The sequence below is a fragment of the Qipengyuania nanhaisediminis genome, assembly GCF_045862805.1.
Lineage (GTDB): Bacteria > Pseudomonadota > Alphaproteobacteria > Sphingomonadales > Sphingomonadaceae > Erythrobacter > Erythrobacter nanhaisediminis_A.
The window spans coordinates 2,644,225-2,657,823 of the sequence record NZ_AP025760.1 but is presented as its reverse complement, the minus strand read 5'-3'; the positions used below and the strand labels follow the sequence as shown (position 1 = coordinate 2,657,823).

Below are 13,599 nucleotides of genomic sequence, written 5' to 3'. Positions count from 1 at the left end.
GTTCAGCGCGGTGCCTGCGTGGCGTCGATCAGTTCTGCGACCAGCGTTTCGAGCTCGCGGCCTTCGATCTCGGCCGCGGGGCTGAGCGTGAGGCGGTGCCGCAGGACGGGCAAAGCGAGCGCCTTCACATCGTCAGGGATGACATAGTCGCGTCCGTGCAGCGCGGCTCGTGCGCGCGATGCGTTGGCGAGCATTACCGCTGCGCGCGGGCTGGCTCCGACCGAAAGTTCACCGTGGTCGCGCGTGGCGCGCACCAGCTGGACGACATAGCGGGTGATCTCGTCGGCCACGGTGACAGTATCAATCGCCGCCGAGGCCGCTTCGAGTGCGCGCGCATCGGCGATAGAGCGCACTCCGAGATCCCCGGGCCGCTGCGGTCCACGCCGGGCACCATGTTCGGCAACGATCCGTGTCTCTTCGCCTTCGTCCGGATAGGGGACGAGCAGCTTGAACAGGAACCGGTCGAGTTGGGCTTCGGGAAGCGGATAGACGCCCTGGTTCTCGATCGGGTTCTGTGTCGCGACCACCATGAAGCGTTCGCCCAGCTGATGGGTCTCCCCGTCGAGCGTGACCCGCCGCTCCTGCATCGCTTCGAGCAGGGCTGCCTGTGTCTTGGGAGGGGTGCGATTGATCTCGTCGGCGAGCAGGAGGTCGCAGAAAATCGGCCCGCGCGTGAGCGTGAACTGGCTGGTCTGGAAATTGAACAGATTGGAGCCAAGGATGTCTCCCGGAAGGAGGTCCGGCGTGAACTGGATCCGTCCGAAATCGAGGCCAAGCGCACCTGCAAATGCCTGTGCCATCAACGTCTTGGCGGTTCCAGGCGGCCCTTCGAGCAGGACATGGCCCTGGCTTATCAGCGCGACCAGCATCAGTTCGATAACCTCGTCCTGCCCGACAATGGCCTTGGCCATTTCGGCGCGGATCGCATCGGCGAGGGCGCGCACGTCCTCAAGGCTCATCGCCTCTGGTTGCGGCGCGCTGGCGGTGTTGTCGGTCATGGGGCGAGTTTCCCTGTCAGTTCGTGGAGCGCGCGGGCTGCGCGCAGGATTTCTATCGGCCTTTCGGCAGATTGCAGTCGCTCGGCGCGGGCGGAAAACCCGTCTTCGCCGGGAAATCTTTTGGCGAGTATCGCATCGATCGCGTCGGGGTCTGACCGCGCAAGACCCGTGGCGTGCGCGAGCCGCCTCGCGCTCATGGCGATATAGGGCTCCTTGAGCAGGCCAAGCCTCCGCGCGCGCACGATCAGCCCCGCTCCGTTGCGCACGAGCAGACTTTTGCCAAAAGCGAGGTCTTTTTCGCCGGTCGCTGGTGGGCCGAAGCGCACCAAAGCGCGCCAGCCTACGATCACCATCGCCAGGATAAGGCAGAGCGTCGCCGCGAGGAATGGCGGGCGCAAGGCAAGCGTGAGCAGATTGGTGGTGTCTCCCAGCCCATTGAGCGTCAGGTCAAATGTGACGCGCTCCATGACGCCAAGACCCGCTTCGCGCATCAGCGAGAGCGCTGCGGCAGCGCGCGCTTCGTCCGAGAGTGCATAGTTGTTCAAGAGGTCAGGCTCGGCGACGAAGGTGACGCGGTGGCGACTGCCTTCGCGCTCTCGATCATGCGCGATGTGAAAGGCCAGGACCCGGCCCGCATCATCGCGCATGACCATATCGTGCGCCTCGACGCCAAGGGCATGCGCGACCGTGGCGGTCGGCAGCCCGATTTCGTGCCCGAGCCCGCGAACGGCGATCGACCCGTTATCTTCAAGCTCTTCTACCTTGTGTTCGAAAGCAAAGGGTGCGGCCATCTCGCCAGTCCAGTCGAGCGCATATGCGCCCGTCAAGCGAACCCAGTCGTTTCGCACATTCTCGCGGGCTTCGTCCGGCACGGCGGAAGGACGCGAAGCGCTCCATTTCGGAAAGATCACAATGGTCGGGCCGAAGCGCTGCCGGGCCTCGAGCAGGCCGGCAAGCTCTTCGCTGTCAGCATAGGGCGGCGGAGTGATAATCAGCAGGCCAGACGTCTCCAACCCGCTCTCGGCACGCGAGAGCGCGACCGGATAGCCCGCTTCCTCGAGCAACAGCGAAAGCGCCGAATATCCGTTGAGGCCATCGGCCGCGGCATGGGCCGGGCCGCCGCTCTGACGCTCGCCGGTATCGCCCACGGCGAGGAAATAGAGCATGGCGAAGAACGAGACGAAGCCGACCACGAGCACGGCAAACATGCCGCCCCGGCTGAACGGAGATGCACTGACCGTGCCGGAAGGGGCGATCGCCGCACTCATGCAGCGACAATCGCTCCAGACGGCTCTTGCGCGCCTTCGGAGGCGTCAATTCGCGCCAGCGCAAAATCCGAATAGGCCGCGCGCGCGGCAATCCAGTCGTTTCGATCGAGCGCGCGCAGGGCGAAGAGGCTCCTCTCGACCCGTTCGGCGATGACGGCAAAGGCCGCGCGCGCTTTTGCGGGCAAGGCGCGAAGCGCTGCCAGCTCTCGCGCGGTGCTGGATGGTTCGACGCAGTCGGGGCGGGCCGCGGCGATCTGGGCGATGGATCGGTGCAACAGGAGGTGGACGGCCTCGTCGAAGCGGCCTTCGTCGGCGAGCCGGTCGGCATCTTCGAGCAGTGCCAGGCTTTCTTCGCGCTCGGGCTGCCATTCGTTCTCGTCTTTTGATGCGGTCCGGGCTCTGGTCCCTCGCCGCGTCAGCGGAAGCGCCAGGCGTGCGAGTGTGTAGAGTGCGAACGCAACCGCAAGAGCCAGCAGGATCCATTGGAGCACCGGCCAGGATGCGCCGATGACCCGTCCTACCGGCATGAACAGGTCACCAAGCAGCCCGAACACCGCCTCGAGAATGTCCTCCCACCACGAGGGTTCGCGCGGTTCGGGGGCCGGGGCGGGCGGGATCGGTTCGAACTGGATATCCGGGTTGGCGCGCAGTTCGCTCCAGCCATCGGGGAGGCCGGCAGCAGTTGGAGCCGTGCCCATCAGCCGCGCTTGCGCGCCTGTTCGTACGATCCGAGCACGCGCAATTCCTTGGAATGGAACGCGCATTCCTCGAGCGCGCGATCGACCGCCGGATCACCCGGCACGCCGATGATATCGGCATAGAAGCGGGTCGCGGAAAAGCTCGTGCCTTGCTGGTAGCTTTCGAGCTTGGTCATGTTGACCCCATTGGTCGCGAACCCGCCGAGCACCTTGTAGAGTGCGGCGGGAATGTTCTTCACCTCGAACACGAAGGTCGTCATCGCCGGCTTTCCGGCGTGGCTTTCAGGCGGCAGGGGCTTTTGTGCAAGGATCACGAAGCGCGTCATGTTGTCGGCGCTGTCCTCGACATGTCTCTCGGCGATTTCGAGGCCGTAGAGTTCGGCGGCAATCGCAGGCGCAATCGCCGCGAGCGACGGGTCGCCATTTTCCGCGACATAGGCGGCAGCACCGGCGGTATCGGCATAGGCAAGCGGCACGATCCCGCGTTCGCGCAGGAAATGGCGCGACTGGCCGAGCGCCTGCGGGTGGCTGTAGACCGCTTCGTAGGGCCCCTTGCCAATTCCCATCAGCGCGTGGTGGATTGGCATGAAATATTCGCCCACGATCGACAGGCCGCTCTCGGGAAGCAGGAAGTGGATATCGGCAACGCGCCCGTGCTGCGAGTTTTCGATCGGGATGATCGCTTCGCCGGCGCGCTTGTCCTTCACCGCGTCGAGCGCGTCCTCGAAGCTGAAGCAGGGCAGCGGGTGCGCATCGGGCCGGGCCTCGTTCGCCGCCCGGTGCGAATTGGCGCCGGGCGAACCCTGGAACGCGATCGCGCGGGATGGATCGGCTGCAGCGGTCTCGCGCAGCGCGTTAACGATAGCCAGGGCCGGACCGGGAAAGCTGCGCATGGGGAGCGGTTGCTATATAGGCTCCGGCCCAGCGGCAAGGGGGCAATCAACAGCTCTCTCGGGCCAGCACTCCAATAGCGATGCGTTTCGTCTTGCGCGGGCAGGGTGGCGGCATTAAGGGGGCGCCGTAATGACCGAAGAAAATCACAGCGAAGCGACGCCTGAGACCGAAAAGGGCACGGGCGATCTGTTCAACACTGCCGCGGGCTGGGTGCTGTTTGCAGCCGGCCTCGGGCTGGGCCTGTCGATCATCGCCGGCAAGATGTTTCACGGCGACGATCCGCAGCGCCCCGAAACCATGGGCTATCCCATTGCGGGTGTCGTGGCCGAAGGCGGCGAAGCCGAGATGACCATGGCAGAAGCGCTCAACCTGATGCCGCAGGAAGAGCTGGTCGCTGCCGGTGAACGTGTCTTTGCCAAGTGTTCGGCGTGCCACACCATCGAGCAGGGCGGTGCCAATGGCGTCGGCCCGAACCTCTATGGCATCATGGGCGCTCCGATCGGCGGTGTTGCCGGTTACAGCTATTCGAGCGCGATGGCGAGCTTCGGTGGCAGCTGGGGCTGGGACGAGATGAACCCCTGGCTGGCCAATCCGCGCCGCTATATCGATGGCACCAAGATGGGCTTTGCCGGCCTGTCGAGCATCGAGGACCGCGCCGCTGTCGCAGCTTACATGAACAGCTTCGGTTCGAACCTGCCGATCCCCGATTTCACCGCTGACGAAACGGACGAGGCAGGCGCCGAGGCAGAAGACGAAGCGCTCGAAGAGGGTGCTGCCGAGGCCGAGGCCGAAGCCACCGAGGCTGCCGAACTCGAAGAAGCCGGCGCGTAAACCCGTGCAAGCGGGCGCGTCAGCCGCGTCCCTTGAAACCCTGAGCCACGACATACCACTCGGAGGAGCCCTTGCGGCTCGCCGGGGGCTTGGCGTGCTTGACGCTCTTGAAGTGCTTCTTGAGCAGGCCGAGCAATTCGGTGTCGGTCCCGCCGGCCAGCACCTTGGCGACGAAGGCGCCGCCTTCTTCCAGCGTTTCGGTCGCGAACCACGCCCCTGCCTCGACCAGCGCCATGGTGCGCAGGTGATCGGTCTGCTTGTGGCCGACCGTGTTCGCCGCCATGTCGGACAGGACGAGGTCCGGTAGCCCGCCAAGGGCTTCCTCGAGCCTTGCAGGCGCGGCATCGTCCATGAAATCCATCTCGAAGATCGTCACGCCCTCGATCGCCTCGGTCGGCAACAGGTCGATGCCCACCACTTCGGCCTTGGGTGAGCGGGCGCGCACGACCTGGCTCCACCCGCCCGGTGCAATGCCGAGATCGACCACCCTCCTGGCGCGCCTGATCAGGCCGAAGCGATCGTCTAGCTCGATCAGCTTGTAGGCGGCGCGGCTGCGATAGCCGTCGGCCTTGGCCTGCTTGACGTAAGGGTCGTTGAGCTGGCGCTGGAGCCAGCGGGTCGAGCTTTCCGAGCGTTTCTTGGCGGTCTTGACCCGCCGGTCGGGATTGCGGCCTGATCGTGACATCGCTTCAGTCCTTCTTGTCGCCGCGCAGCGCGTTCAGGGCTTTCAGGCTGCGCTCGCTCTGGCGCTCGGCGGCCATAAGGCTGCGCAGAATGCCTTCGCGAATACCGCGATCGGCGACTCCCAGCGTCTTTGCCGGCCACAGGTCGAGGATCGATTCGAGGATCGCGCAGCCCGCCACGACGAGGTCGGCGCGGTCCTGACCGATACAGGGCAGCTGGCTGCGCTCTGCCGGCGACATCGCCGAAAGCCGCGTGCTGATCTCGCGCATGGCGCGGCTCGGCACGATCAGGCCATCGACCGCCTTGCGATCGTAGTGCGGCAGTTCGAGATGGAGGCTGGCGAGCGTCGTCACGGTGCCGCTAGTCCCGAGCAAATGGATATCGGTGCTGCTTGCGGCCTTGGCGACCCGTTCGGCAAAGGGGGCGAAACTGTCTGACACGGTCTTGCGCATACGTTCGTAGCGGTCGAGCCGCGCTTCGCGACCAGTCCCCGAACGGCCGACCGTATCGGTCAGCGACACCACGCCCCAGGGCACGCTCTGCCAATCGATGATATGCGGGATTTTCTCGCCCGGTTCGAGCAGGACCAGTTCGGTCGAACCGCCACCGATATCGAAGATCACCGCCGGGCAGTGGCCTTCCTCGAGCAGGATGTGGCAGCCGAGCACGGCGAGCCTGGCTTCCTCCTCGGCGCTGATGATGTCGAGCACGATTCCGGTCTCGCGGCGGACCCGTTCGATGAATGCGGGACCATTGGCCGCGCGGCGGCAGGCCTCGGTGGCTACCGAGCGGGCGAGCCGGACATTGCGGCGGCGCAGCTTGTCGGCGCAGATCGAAAGCGCGCCGAGAGCTCGGTCCATCGCTGCGTCGGACAGGCGGCCGGTCGAGGCGAGGTCCTCGCCCAGCTTGACCACCCGGCTGAAGGCATCGATCACGGTGAAGTCGCGGCCCGAGGGCCGGGCGATCAGCAACCGGCAATTGTTGGTGCCGAGGTCGAGTGCGGCATAGGCCTCGGTCCGGCGTGTCACCGGGGGCCCGCCCGATGGCTTGCCATTGAGCGCGACCCCGCCGGGGCGGCTGTGCGATTGATTGGCTTTGCCATCGCCATTGCGCGCATGGGCGCTGCGGCTGTGGCCTGTCGATCCGTTTGGCTGGCGGGAGCGCTTGTAGCGGAAATCGGCTACCTTGCCGGACTTGCTGCCCCGTTTGTTACCAGCTCTCCTGTTCGCGTCCGGCGGAAGGCTGTCCGCCATACAAAAATCGTCTTTCGTCTCACTGGCACGAAATGCAGTGCCAGCACCTGCCCGCAAGGCTAAACCATGCCGCAGCGCAGGGCAAGCAGGCCGCAAGGCAGAACCGGCCTTGACCGCACGCGCCGGTAAACCTAGATGCGCCTCTCGCTGGCGCGACACGCGATTCTTCGCGGCCCAGATGATGCCCCGTCGTCTAATGGTAAGACTACGGACTCTGACTCCGTCAATTGAGGTTCGAATCCTCACGGGGCATCCAACTCTCCTCAAACTGCGAAAATTTCTTCCGGTTGGCGACCGCTTTCGGACGGCGTTTTTTGCTCTGGGAACATATACCTCCCCGGGGTATTACTTCGATGAAAGGGGATTCATCCGATGAACAATCAGAGCCATTCCGGTCACAAGGGAAAGTGGGCGACCTTCTTCGCCATGATCGCGACCTCGATCGTGACGATGTTTGTCCTGAAATATTCGAACATCTACGAAGCTGACCATGCCTTCTTCAGCCAGACGCGCATGTGGATGGCATTGATGATGGGCATGGCGATGATCGTGATCATGCTCGGCTTCATGTGGGGCATGTACAAATCCGTGGTGACAAAGGTGCTGGTGATGGTCGGTGCTGTCATCGGCTTCGCGCTGTTCCTGTTCCTGGCCCGCAGCCAGGAATCGGTCGGTGACGAGGCGTGGATGAAGGCGATGATCCCGCACCATTCGATCGCGATCCAGACATCCTCCTATGCCGAGATCAGCGACCCGCGCGTCCGCGAGCTGGCAGACGAGATCATCGAGGCGCAGCTTCGTGAGATCGCCGAGATGGAAATGCTGCTCGAGGATATCGAGAACAACGGCGAACTCGGCACCGGCGAACCGATCGAGCCGGTTCCCGCAGTCCTGACTCCCGAACTGCTCGAGGAAGCCAAGCAGCGAATCCGCAAAAATGGGCGCGAAGTGACCGGCGAAATCCGCGATACGGTCGAGTTGGGAAGCTGACAATCCGGGGCGGCAGGTCTTGCACGTCAGGTCGCTTGAATGCCGGCAAACAGGTGGCCGCTGCCATGACCAAGTTCGCCGCCCCAGAACGCCTGCAGGACCACTAGAACGGCAGTGATTGCCAGTCCGGCCCGCAACATCCTGCGCGATGACGAAGGAGGGTGCGACGCTATCCATGCCAGCGCGAGCATGAAAAACGGAAGCGCGGTACCGACCCAGCGATGACGCTGCATCACGTCGTCGCCCCCGGTCCACAGTCCGGTATGAACCCAGCCAAGTATTGCGGCGACCGCAGCGCCGCCCGCAGCCAGCCAGAGCATCACGCGTACACTTTGTTGCAAGTGCCAGTCAGGCTTTGCAGCGAAGAGAGCTTCGGTGAACGCCGCTGCAACCAGGAGCGCGATTGGGAAATGCACCGCGGCGGGATGAAGATTCTCGAAAACGACGGACCAGTCTGAAGTTTCCGCAGGTTCGGGCGAAGCGGCGAGCACCGCGGCATGATCGCTTGTCGGGATCTCTTGCTCTTGCTGCCCTGCAACAAGGGCCGCTTCGGCCTCGCCATGCGGCCTGTCGCCATGCGCGATTGCGGGCGACAATGCGAAGGCCGCGCAGGCCATTGCCAAGAGCGCAACCATCTGGCGCAAGCGAGGCCGGATCACCGGCGTTTCTCGAACAGGTCGATCAGCTCTTCGAACTTGGCGCGCTGTTCGTCCTTGTCGCCGCTGGCGATTGCCTCGGCCACACAGCACGCGGCGTGGTCCTTCAAGACCTCGCTCTCGACCTTGGCGAGCGCCGCCTTGACCGCCTGGATCTGGGTGAGGATATCGATGCAATAGCGATCGTCCTCGACCATCTGCGCGATCCCGCGCACTTGCCCGGCAATCCGGCTGAGCCGATTGATTTTTGCGGTGTTCTTGTCGTTCATATCGTCAGACCCGTTGAAAATACCCTTGGGGGGTATATAGGGCAACCGAATACCGTGTCCATCACGCAAGGTCCTCCCTCGCCATGAGCCCCGTCGTCAACCGCCGCTCCTTCATCGCCTCGACCGCAGGGCTTGCCGCCGCTGCCTCGCTGCCCATGCCGGCATGGGCGCGCGGACAGTCCTTGCCTCATGCGCGCAACGGGTTCGGAGAGCTCGCCGGCGAGGACCTCTCGCTGACAATCGGCGATGCGCATTTCACCACCGGGGGGCGTTCGGGTCATGCCTTTGCGGTCAATGGCACGGTACCGGGGCCGCTGATCCGGCTGCGCGAAGGGCAGGATGTCCGGCTCCACGTCACCAACAATCTCGACGAGGACAGCTCGATCCACTGGCACGGCCTGCTGCTGCCGTTCCAGTTCGACGGCGTGCCCGGCGTGAGCTTTCCCGGAATCAGGCCGGGCGAGACCTTCACCTACGAATTTCCGGTGCGCCAGACCGGCACCTATTGGTGGCACTCGCATTCGGGCCTTCAGGAACAGGCCGGCCATTACGGGCCGATCGTGATCGAAAGCGCCGAGCCCGATCCGCGCTATGACCGCGACTATGTCGTGCTCCTGAGCGAATTCTCGCCGATGCACCCGCATGAGATCATGCGCAAGCTCAAGGTCGGCGAGCATTACTTCAACCGCCAGATGCAAACCGCGACCGAAGGCGACATGCCGGGTGCAGAGCGGCGCATGTGGGGCGCAATGCGGATGAATCCGCGCGACATCTCGGATGTGACGGGGTCGACCTATACCTATCTCGTCAACGGTCACGGCCCGGCCGACAACCTCCAGCTTGCCTTCCAGCCGGGTGAGCGAGTTCGGCTGCGGGTCATCAATGGCTCGGCGATGACGTTCTTCAATGTCCGTGTGCCCGGCGTTCCCATGACGGTGATCCAGGCCGACGGGCAGGACGTCGACCCGGTCGAAATCGACGAATTCCAGATCGGAGTGGCCGAGACCTATGACGTCATCGTCACACCGTCCGCAGGCAGCCACGCGATCACGGCCGAGGCGATGGACCGGTCGGGCATGGCGGTCGCCAGCCTGACCTCGCATCCGGGCCACATTGCCATCCCGCCGCCGCTGCGCGAGATCCCCACGCTCACGATGGCCGACATGGGAATGATGGACCACGGCGCTATGGGCCACGGTTCGGGCGAGATGGCGATGGACCACGACATGCGCGATACCTCGAAACTGCCAGCCGATGTCGCGGTCGGACCGGGGCTCGACATGATCGCGCCCGCGCCGATGGATCGAATGGACTTCCCCGGGCTCGGGCTCGACAAGGTCAGCCACCGCGTGCTGCGCTACACCGATCTCAAGGCGGCCCGGAGCAATCCGCACCGCACTGTCGAGCGCGAGATGGAGATCCATCTCACCGGCAATATGGAGCGGTACATGTGGTCGTTCGACGGCAAGAAGTTTTCTGCCGTCACCGATGACCCGATCCGTTTCGGCTATGACGAGCGGGTGCGGGTGAAGCTGGTCAACCAGACCATGATGGCGCACCCGATCCACCTGCACGGCCATTTCTTCGAACTGGTCAATGGCGCAGACCACATGCACCAGCCGCTCAAGCACACGCTGGTGGTCCAGCCGGGCGGGAGCGCGACCTTCGATCTGACCGCCGACGAGCCGGGCGACTGGGCGTTTCATTGTCATCTCCTCTATCACATGCATGCCGGGATGATGCAGGTGGTCACCGTCCGGCCCTTCCCCGAAGGGGAGGGTTCTTGATGCGCGCGGCGGTTCTTGCCGGCGCGATGCTGATCGCGGCCCCGCTTTCGGCGCAGGACCATGCAGGCCACGGCGCCCATTCGGGCCATGCCGGGCAGGCGCAGGTCGGGCCCGACACGGCGATCGACCATTGCGCCATGGGGCATCTACCGCCCGAGCAATGTCCGTCGCGCGAACCGGACGAGACCGGGCATCCCGGCCACGATGCGAACCGACAGGCGCCGCCCGCTCTGCCCGCAAGCCATTCCGGCCACGGCGCGCATTCCGGCCACGCCGCGCCGGCTGATAAGTCCGCCCCCGGCGCCGCGCCCGAAAGCGCGATCCCTCCGCGAGCCTTTGCAGGTCCGCGCCACGCTGCCGATGCCGTCTGGGGCACCGAGGCGATGGCGCCGAGCCGCCGCCAGCTTGCTCGCGAGAATGGCGGGATGCGTACCGGCATGGTCATGGCCGAACGCCTCGAGGCGCGCATTCCCGCCGACCGCGGCGAGGACGGCTTCGTGTGGGACGGCCAGGCATTCTTCGGCGGCGACATCGACCGGCTGGTCGTCAAGACCGAGGGCGAAGGCGCGTTCGCCGGCGCGATCGAGGATGCCGAGATCCAGGCGCTCTACAGCCGGGCGATCGGGCCGTTCTTCGATCTCCAGGCCGGCCTCAGGCTCGATATCGAACCCGAGACCCGGCCCCATCTGGCGCTCGGCGTGCAGGGCCTTGCGCCCTATATGATCCACCTCGATGCCGCCCTGTTCGTCTCCGACAAGGGCGATGTGACCGCCCGGGTCGAGGCCGAATACGACCAGCGCATAACCCAGCGCCTGATCCTGCAACCGCGGATCGAGGCCGAGTTATCCGCCCAGGCCATACCCGAGCGCGAAACCGGCGCCGGGCTCACCCATGTCGCGCCGGGCCTGCGGCTGCGCTACGAGATCGTTCCCGAATTCGCGCCCTATGTCGGCGCCGAATACGAGGCGAAGACGGGGCGCACCGCCGAGCTGGCGCGCGCATCGGGCGAGGAGACCGACGCACTGGTTCTCGTCGCTGGCTTGCGTTTCTGGTTCTAGCGCGTCTCCTGCCTTCGATTTGCAGTCTTGCCCGCCAATCGCCGCGCCCTTAGGGCAGGGGGATGACAGACAAGAACCTCTCCGATCACAAGTTCTACCACGCCGACCAGGAAAGCCGCTTTGCCGACGAGGCGCCCGAGCGCACGCCGCAGACCGAGCACCCGGCCTACAAGCTCGCCTTCCGCGACACCGAATTCCTTCTGCGCGACGAATTGCGCCCGGTGCGTTTCCAGCTCGAATTGCTCAAGCCCGAAATGCTGCTCGACGAGGCGCGCGTGGGCTCGACCATGGTGATGTACGGATCGGCGCGCATTCCCGCTCCCGAAGAGGCCGACGCGCTGGTCGAGGCGGCGAAAGAGCGCGACGAATACGAACAGAAGGTCGCTGAAAACCTCGCGGCCAAGGCGAAATATTACGACGAGGCCTACAAGCTCGCCAAGCTCATCAGCGAAAAGGCGATCATCGAGGACGGCAAGCGCCAGTTCGTCGTGTGTTCGGGCGGCGGCCCCTCGATCATGGAAGCCGCCAATCGCGGGGCGAGCGATGCGGGGAGCGAATCGATCGGCCTCAACATCATCCTGCCGCACGAACAGGCACCCAACGCCTATGTCACGCCCTATCTGAGCCTCAATTTCCATTACTTTGCCCTGCGCAAGATGCACTTCCTGCTGCGTGCGCGCGCGGTCGCGGTGTTCCCGGGCGGGTTTGGCACCTTCGATGAATTCTTCGAGCTCCTGACCCTGATCCAGACCGGCAAGATGAAACCGATCCCGATCCTCCTGTTCGGCAAGGATTTCTGGACCCGGGTGGTGAATTTCGAGGCGATTGCCGAAGAAGGCACGATCTCGAAAAAGGACCTCGACCTGTTCCACTGGTGCGAGACCGCTGACGAGGCATGGGAGCATATCGCCGCGTTCTACGATCTCGTCGACTGATTCGCGCACGCTTGCATCCGGGGCCATGCGGCCATCGGTTCGTCGTGCCTGCGGCACGGCTGGAACACATGGAACAGTGTCCTGGCGCAAAATTCCAATCGATCACAGGCGCGCCGATTGATCGGGAAAAGCGATCAGAGCGGGGCAGGCGAGGCGTCGTCATGGTGCGCGCATTGTGCCGCAAGGCACGCACGGTAGGAAAGCCGCGGCGCGGCCACCGGCCCTAGTCGAGCCTGCGCACCGCGTGGTGACCGAGCGGCCCGTTGCCTGCGCCGAAACCGGGCGCCGCCTCGATCGCGTGCAGCACGAAATTGCGCCCCAGCCGCACCGCGTGTTCGAGGCTCTGCCCGTGGCCGAGCAGGGTCGCGATCGCCGATGACAGCGTGCACCCGGTGCCGTGGGTGTGCGGCGTGTCTATCCGCGCATGGTTGAACTGCACCGCGCGCGCGCCATCGGCTGGATCGTAGAGAATGTCGATGATCCGCTCGTCATCGGTGTGCCCGCCCTTGGCGAGCACCGCCGCGCCGGTCTGGTGCGCAAGCTGTTCGGCGGCTTCCGCCATTTGCTCTGAATCGGTGAGATTGCGTCCAAGCAGGTGGCCGAGTTCGGGCAGGTTGGGGGTGACGAGGCTCGCCATGGGGAAAAGCTTGTCGCGCAAGGCGCTGACCGCTGCCGGGTCGATCAGCGCGGCCCCGCTGGTCGCCACCATGACCGGGTCGAGCACGATCGGCGCTTTCAATCCGACCAGCGCCTCTGCGGTAGCGCAGATGATCTCCTCATCGTGGAGCATCCCGATCTTGATCGCATCGACCCCGATATCCTCGATGCAGGCCGCGATCTGTTTCGCCACCACTTCGCCCGACATCGGCGCGATCGCGCTGACCCCGGTGGTGTTCTGCGCGGTGACCGTGGTGACGGCAGTCATCGCATAGCCGCCGAGCATGGCGATGGTCTTGATATCGGCCTGGATCCCCGCCCCGCCCGAGCTGTCCGAACCGGCGATGGCGAGCACGCGTGGCGGCGTGCGCTTCTGCTTCTCGCTCATGGCTTGTGCTTGCGGGTCGCAGAGGGCGGATATTTGTCGTGCAGCTTCTTGGCGCGGGTGGGGCGATCCATCAGCTCGCCGCCGCAATTGGGGCAGGCATCATCGAGCTCTTCTGCGCAAGGGGCGCAAAAGGTGCATTCGAAGCTGCAGATGAAAGCACCGGGCGCTTCGGCGGGAAGATCGGTGCCGCAGCGTTCGCAATCGGGGCGCATTTCCAGCATTTCGTCGTCTCC

Annotated in this window: 15 protein-coding genes and 1 tRNA gene; 6 read left to right on the top strand and 10 right to left on the bottom strand. The window is 64.8% G+C overall.

Features of this window, described 5'->3' with window-relative positions; translation table 11 throughout:
- Positions 1-2: 2 nt before the first annotated feature.
- Genes ACKTSM_RS12930 through ACKTSM_RS12915 form a run of 4 tightly spaced genes read right to left on the bottom strand, consistent with a single transcriptional unit; the run spans position 3 to position 3,857 of the window.
- On the bottom strand, positions 3-959 hold the full coding sequence (locus ACKTSM_RS12930) for an AAA family ATPase (RefSeq protein WP_407876377.1): 957 nt from the start codon (positions 957-959) through the stop codon (positions 3-5).
- A gap of 35 nt (positions 960-994) precedes the next feature.
- Positions 995-2,266 (bottom strand): DUF4350 domain-containing protein, encoded by a 1,272-nt coding sequence (locus tag ACKTSM_RS12925; RefSeq protein ID WP_407875053.1) that lies wholly within the window; start codon positions 2,264-2,266, stop codon positions 995-997.
- Positions 2,263-2,964, bottom strand: coding sequence for a hypothetical protein (locus ACKTSM_RS12920; RefSeq protein ID WP_407875052.1), 702 nt, complete (start codon positions 2,962-2,964; stop codon positions 2,263-2,265). Before ACKTSM_RS12920 ends, ACKTSM_RS12925 begins: the two co-directional genes overlap by 4 nt.
- Complete coding sequence (locus ACKTSM_RS12915) at positions 2,964-3,857, bottom strand: prephenate dehydratase (RefSeq protein ID WP_407875051.1); 894 nt, start codon at positions 3,855-3,857, stop codon at positions 2,964-2,966. Before ACKTSM_RS12915 ends, ACKTSM_RS12920 begins: the two co-directional genes overlap by 1 nt.
- A gap of 130 nt (positions 3,858-3,987) precedes the next feature.
- Here ACKTSM_RS12915 and ACKTSM_RS12910 point away from each other — a divergent pair, with 130 nt between their 5' ends.
- A complete protein-coding gene (locus tag ACKTSM_RS12910) occupies positions 3,988-4,689 on the top strand; it encodes a c-type cytochrome (RefSeq protein ID WP_407875050.1) in 702 nt (233 codons plus the stop codon).
- A gap of 19 nt (positions 4,690-4,708) precedes the next feature.
- Here the strand turns inward: ACKTSM_RS12910 and ACKTSM_RS12905 are convergent, their stop codons facing one another.
- Together ACKTSM_RS12905 and ACKTSM_RS12900 are read right to left on the bottom strand one after the other, a co-directional pair.
- Entirely contained in the window at positions 4,709-5,374 is a 666-nt protein-coding gene (locus ACKTSM_RS12905) for an RlmE family RNA methyltransferase (protein WP_407875049.1), read from the bottom strand.
- A gap of 4 nt (positions 5,375-5,378) precedes the next feature.
- Positions 5,379-6,626: a Ppx/GppA phosphatase family protein gene (locus ACKTSM_RS12900; RefSeq protein WP_407875048.1), complete on the bottom strand. Its 1,248-nt coding sequence runs from the start codon at positions 6,624-6,626 to the stop codon at positions 5,379-5,381.
- Between the two features lie 182 nt (positions 6,627-6,808).
- On the opposite strand from ACKTSM_RS12900, the gene ACKTSM_RS12895 reads away from it, so the two are divergent.
- Both ACKTSM_RS12895 and ACKTSM_RS12890 read left to right on the top strand, forming a co-directional pair.
- A tRNA-Gln gene (locus ACKTSM_RS12895) sits at positions 6,809-6,882 on the top strand.
- A gap of 116 nt (positions 6,883-6,998) precedes the next feature.
- Positions 6,999-7,616: a DUF305 domain-containing protein gene (locus ACKTSM_RS12890; protein WP_407875047.1), complete on the top strand. Its 618-nt coding sequence runs from the start codon at positions 6,999-7,001 to the stop codon at positions 7,614-7,616.
- 26 nt (positions 7,617-7,642) lie between these two features.
- Here the strand turns inward: ACKTSM_RS12890 and ACKTSM_RS12885 are convergent, their stop codons facing one another.
- Complete coding sequence (locus tag ACKTSM_RS12885) at positions 7,643-8,251, bottom strand: DUF2231 domain-containing protein (RefSeq protein ID WP_407876376.1); 609 nt, start codon at positions 8,249-8,251, stop codon at positions 7,643-7,645.
- A gap of 20 nt (positions 8,252-8,271) precedes the next feature.
- The gene (locus tag ACKTSM_RS12880; RefSeq protein ID WP_407875046.1) at positions 8,272-8,541 is read right to left on the bottom strand and encodes a metal-sensitive transcriptional regulator; all 270 of its coding nucleotides are present in this window, start codon (positions 8,539-8,541) and stop codon (positions 8,272-8,274) included.
- 83 nt (positions 8,542-8,624) lie between these two features.
- Here ACKTSM_RS12880 and ACKTSM_RS12875 point away from each other — a divergent pair, with 83 nt between their 5' ends.
- From ACKTSM_RS12875 to ACKTSM_RS12865, 3 genes are all read left to right on the top strand, one after another.
- The gene (locus tag ACKTSM_RS12875) at positions 8,625-10,328 is read left to right on the top strand and encodes a copper resistance system multicopper oxidase (protein WP_407875045.1); all 1,704 of its coding nucleotides are present in this window, start codon (positions 8,625-8,627) and stop codon (positions 10,326-10,328) included.
- Positions 10,328-11,386, top strand: a complete 1,059-nt coding sequence (locus tag ACKTSM_RS12870; RefSeq protein ID WP_407875044.1) for a copper resistance protein B — start codon at positions 10,328-10,330, stop codon at positions 11,384-11,386. The genes ACKTSM_RS12875 and ACKTSM_RS12870 overlap by 1 nt, the downstream gene beginning before the upstream one ends.
- Before the next feature lie 62 nt (positions 11,387-11,448).
- Positions 11,449-12,321, top strand: coding sequence for an LOG family protein (locus ACKTSM_RS12865; protein WP_407875043.1), 873 nt, complete (start codon positions 11,449-11,451; stop codon positions 12,319-12,321).
- Between the two features lie 223 nt (positions 12,322-12,544).
- Here ACKTSM_RS12865 and thiD read toward each other — a convergent pair whose 3' ends face one another.
- Both thiD and ACKTSM_RS12855 read right to left on the bottom strand, forming a co-directional pair.
- The gene (gene thiD, locus ACKTSM_RS12860; RefSeq protein ID WP_407875042.1) at positions 12,545-13,366 is read right to left on the bottom strand and encodes a bifunctional hydroxymethylpyrimidine kinase/phosphomethylpyrimidine kinase; all 822 of its coding nucleotides are present in this window, start codon (positions 13,364-13,366) and stop codon (positions 12,545-12,547) included.
- Positions 13,363-13,587: a DUF1272 domain-containing protein gene (locus ACKTSM_RS12855; RefSeq protein WP_407875041.1), complete on the bottom strand. Its 225-nt coding sequence runs from the start codon at positions 13,585-13,587 to the stop codon at positions 13,363-13,365. The genes thiD and ACKTSM_RS12855 overlap by 4 nt, the downstream gene beginning before the upstream one ends.
- Between the last annotated feature and the right edge of the window lie 12 nt (positions 13,588-13,599).

Excerpts from the sequence above, each read along its gene's own strand:
- ACKTSM_RS12930 (WP_407876377.1), bottom strand. The coding sequence starts at position 959 with ATGAGCCTTGAGGACGTGCGCGCCCTCGCCGATGCGATCCGCGCCGAA.
- ACKTSM_RS12925 (WP_407875053.1), bottom strand. The coding sequence starts at position 2,266 with ATGAGTGCGGCGATCGCCCCTTCCGGCACGGTCAGTGCATCTCCGTTC.
- ACKTSM_RS12920 (WP_407875052.1), bottom strand. The coding sequence starts at position 2,964 with ATGGGCACGGCTCCAACTGCTGCCGGCCTCCCCGATGGCTGGAGCGAA.
- ACKTSM_RS12915 (WP_407875051.1), bottom strand. The coding sequence starts at position 3,857 with ATGCGCAGCTTTCCCGGTCCGGCCCTGGCTATCGTTAACGCGCTGCGC.
- ACKTSM_RS12910 (WP_407875050.1), top strand. The coding sequence starts at position 3,988 with ATGACCGAAGAAAATCACAGCGAAGCGACGCCTGAGACCGAAAAGGGC.
- ACKTSM_RS12905 (WP_407875049.1), bottom strand. The coding sequence starts at position 5,374 with ATGTCACGATCAGGCCGCAATCCCGACCGGCGGGTCAAGACCGCCAAG.
- ACKTSM_RS12900 (WP_407875048.1), bottom strand. The coding sequence starts at position 6,626 with ATGGCGGACAGCCTTCCGCCGGACGCGAACAGGAGAGCTGGTAACAAA.
- ACKTSM_RS12890 (WP_407875047.1), top strand. The coding sequence starts at position 6,999 with ATGAACAATCAGAGCCATTCCGGTCACAAGGGAAAGTGGGCGACCTTC.
- ACKTSM_RS12885 (WP_407876376.1), bottom strand. The coding sequence starts at position 8,251 with ATGGTTGCGCTCTTGGCAATGGCCTGCGCGGCCTTCGCATTGTCGCCC.
- ACKTSM_RS12880 (WP_407875046.1), bottom strand. The coding sequence starts at position 8,541 with ATGAACGACAAGAACACCGCAAAAATCAATCGGCTCAGCCGGATTGCC.
- ACKTSM_RS12875 (WP_407875045.1), top strand. The coding sequence starts at position 8,625 with ATGAGCCCCGTCGTCAACCGCCGCTCCTTCATCGCCTCGACCGCAGGG.
- ACKTSM_RS12870 (WP_407875044.1), top strand. The coding sequence starts at position 10,328 with ATGCGCGCGGCGGTTCTTGCCGGCGCGATGCTGATCGCGGCCCCGCTT.
- ACKTSM_RS12865 (WP_407875043.1), top strand. The coding sequence starts at position 11,449 with ATGACAGACAAGAACCTCTCCGATCACAAGTTCTACCACGCCGACCAG.
- thiD (WP_407875042.1), bottom strand. The coding sequence starts at position 13,366 with ATGAGCGAGAAGCAGAAGCGCACGCCGCCACGCGTGCTCGCCATCGCC.
- ACKTSM_RS12855 (WP_407875041.1), bottom strand. The coding sequence starts at position 13,587 with ATGCTGGAAATGCGCCCCGATTGCGAACGCTGCGGCACCGATCTTCCC.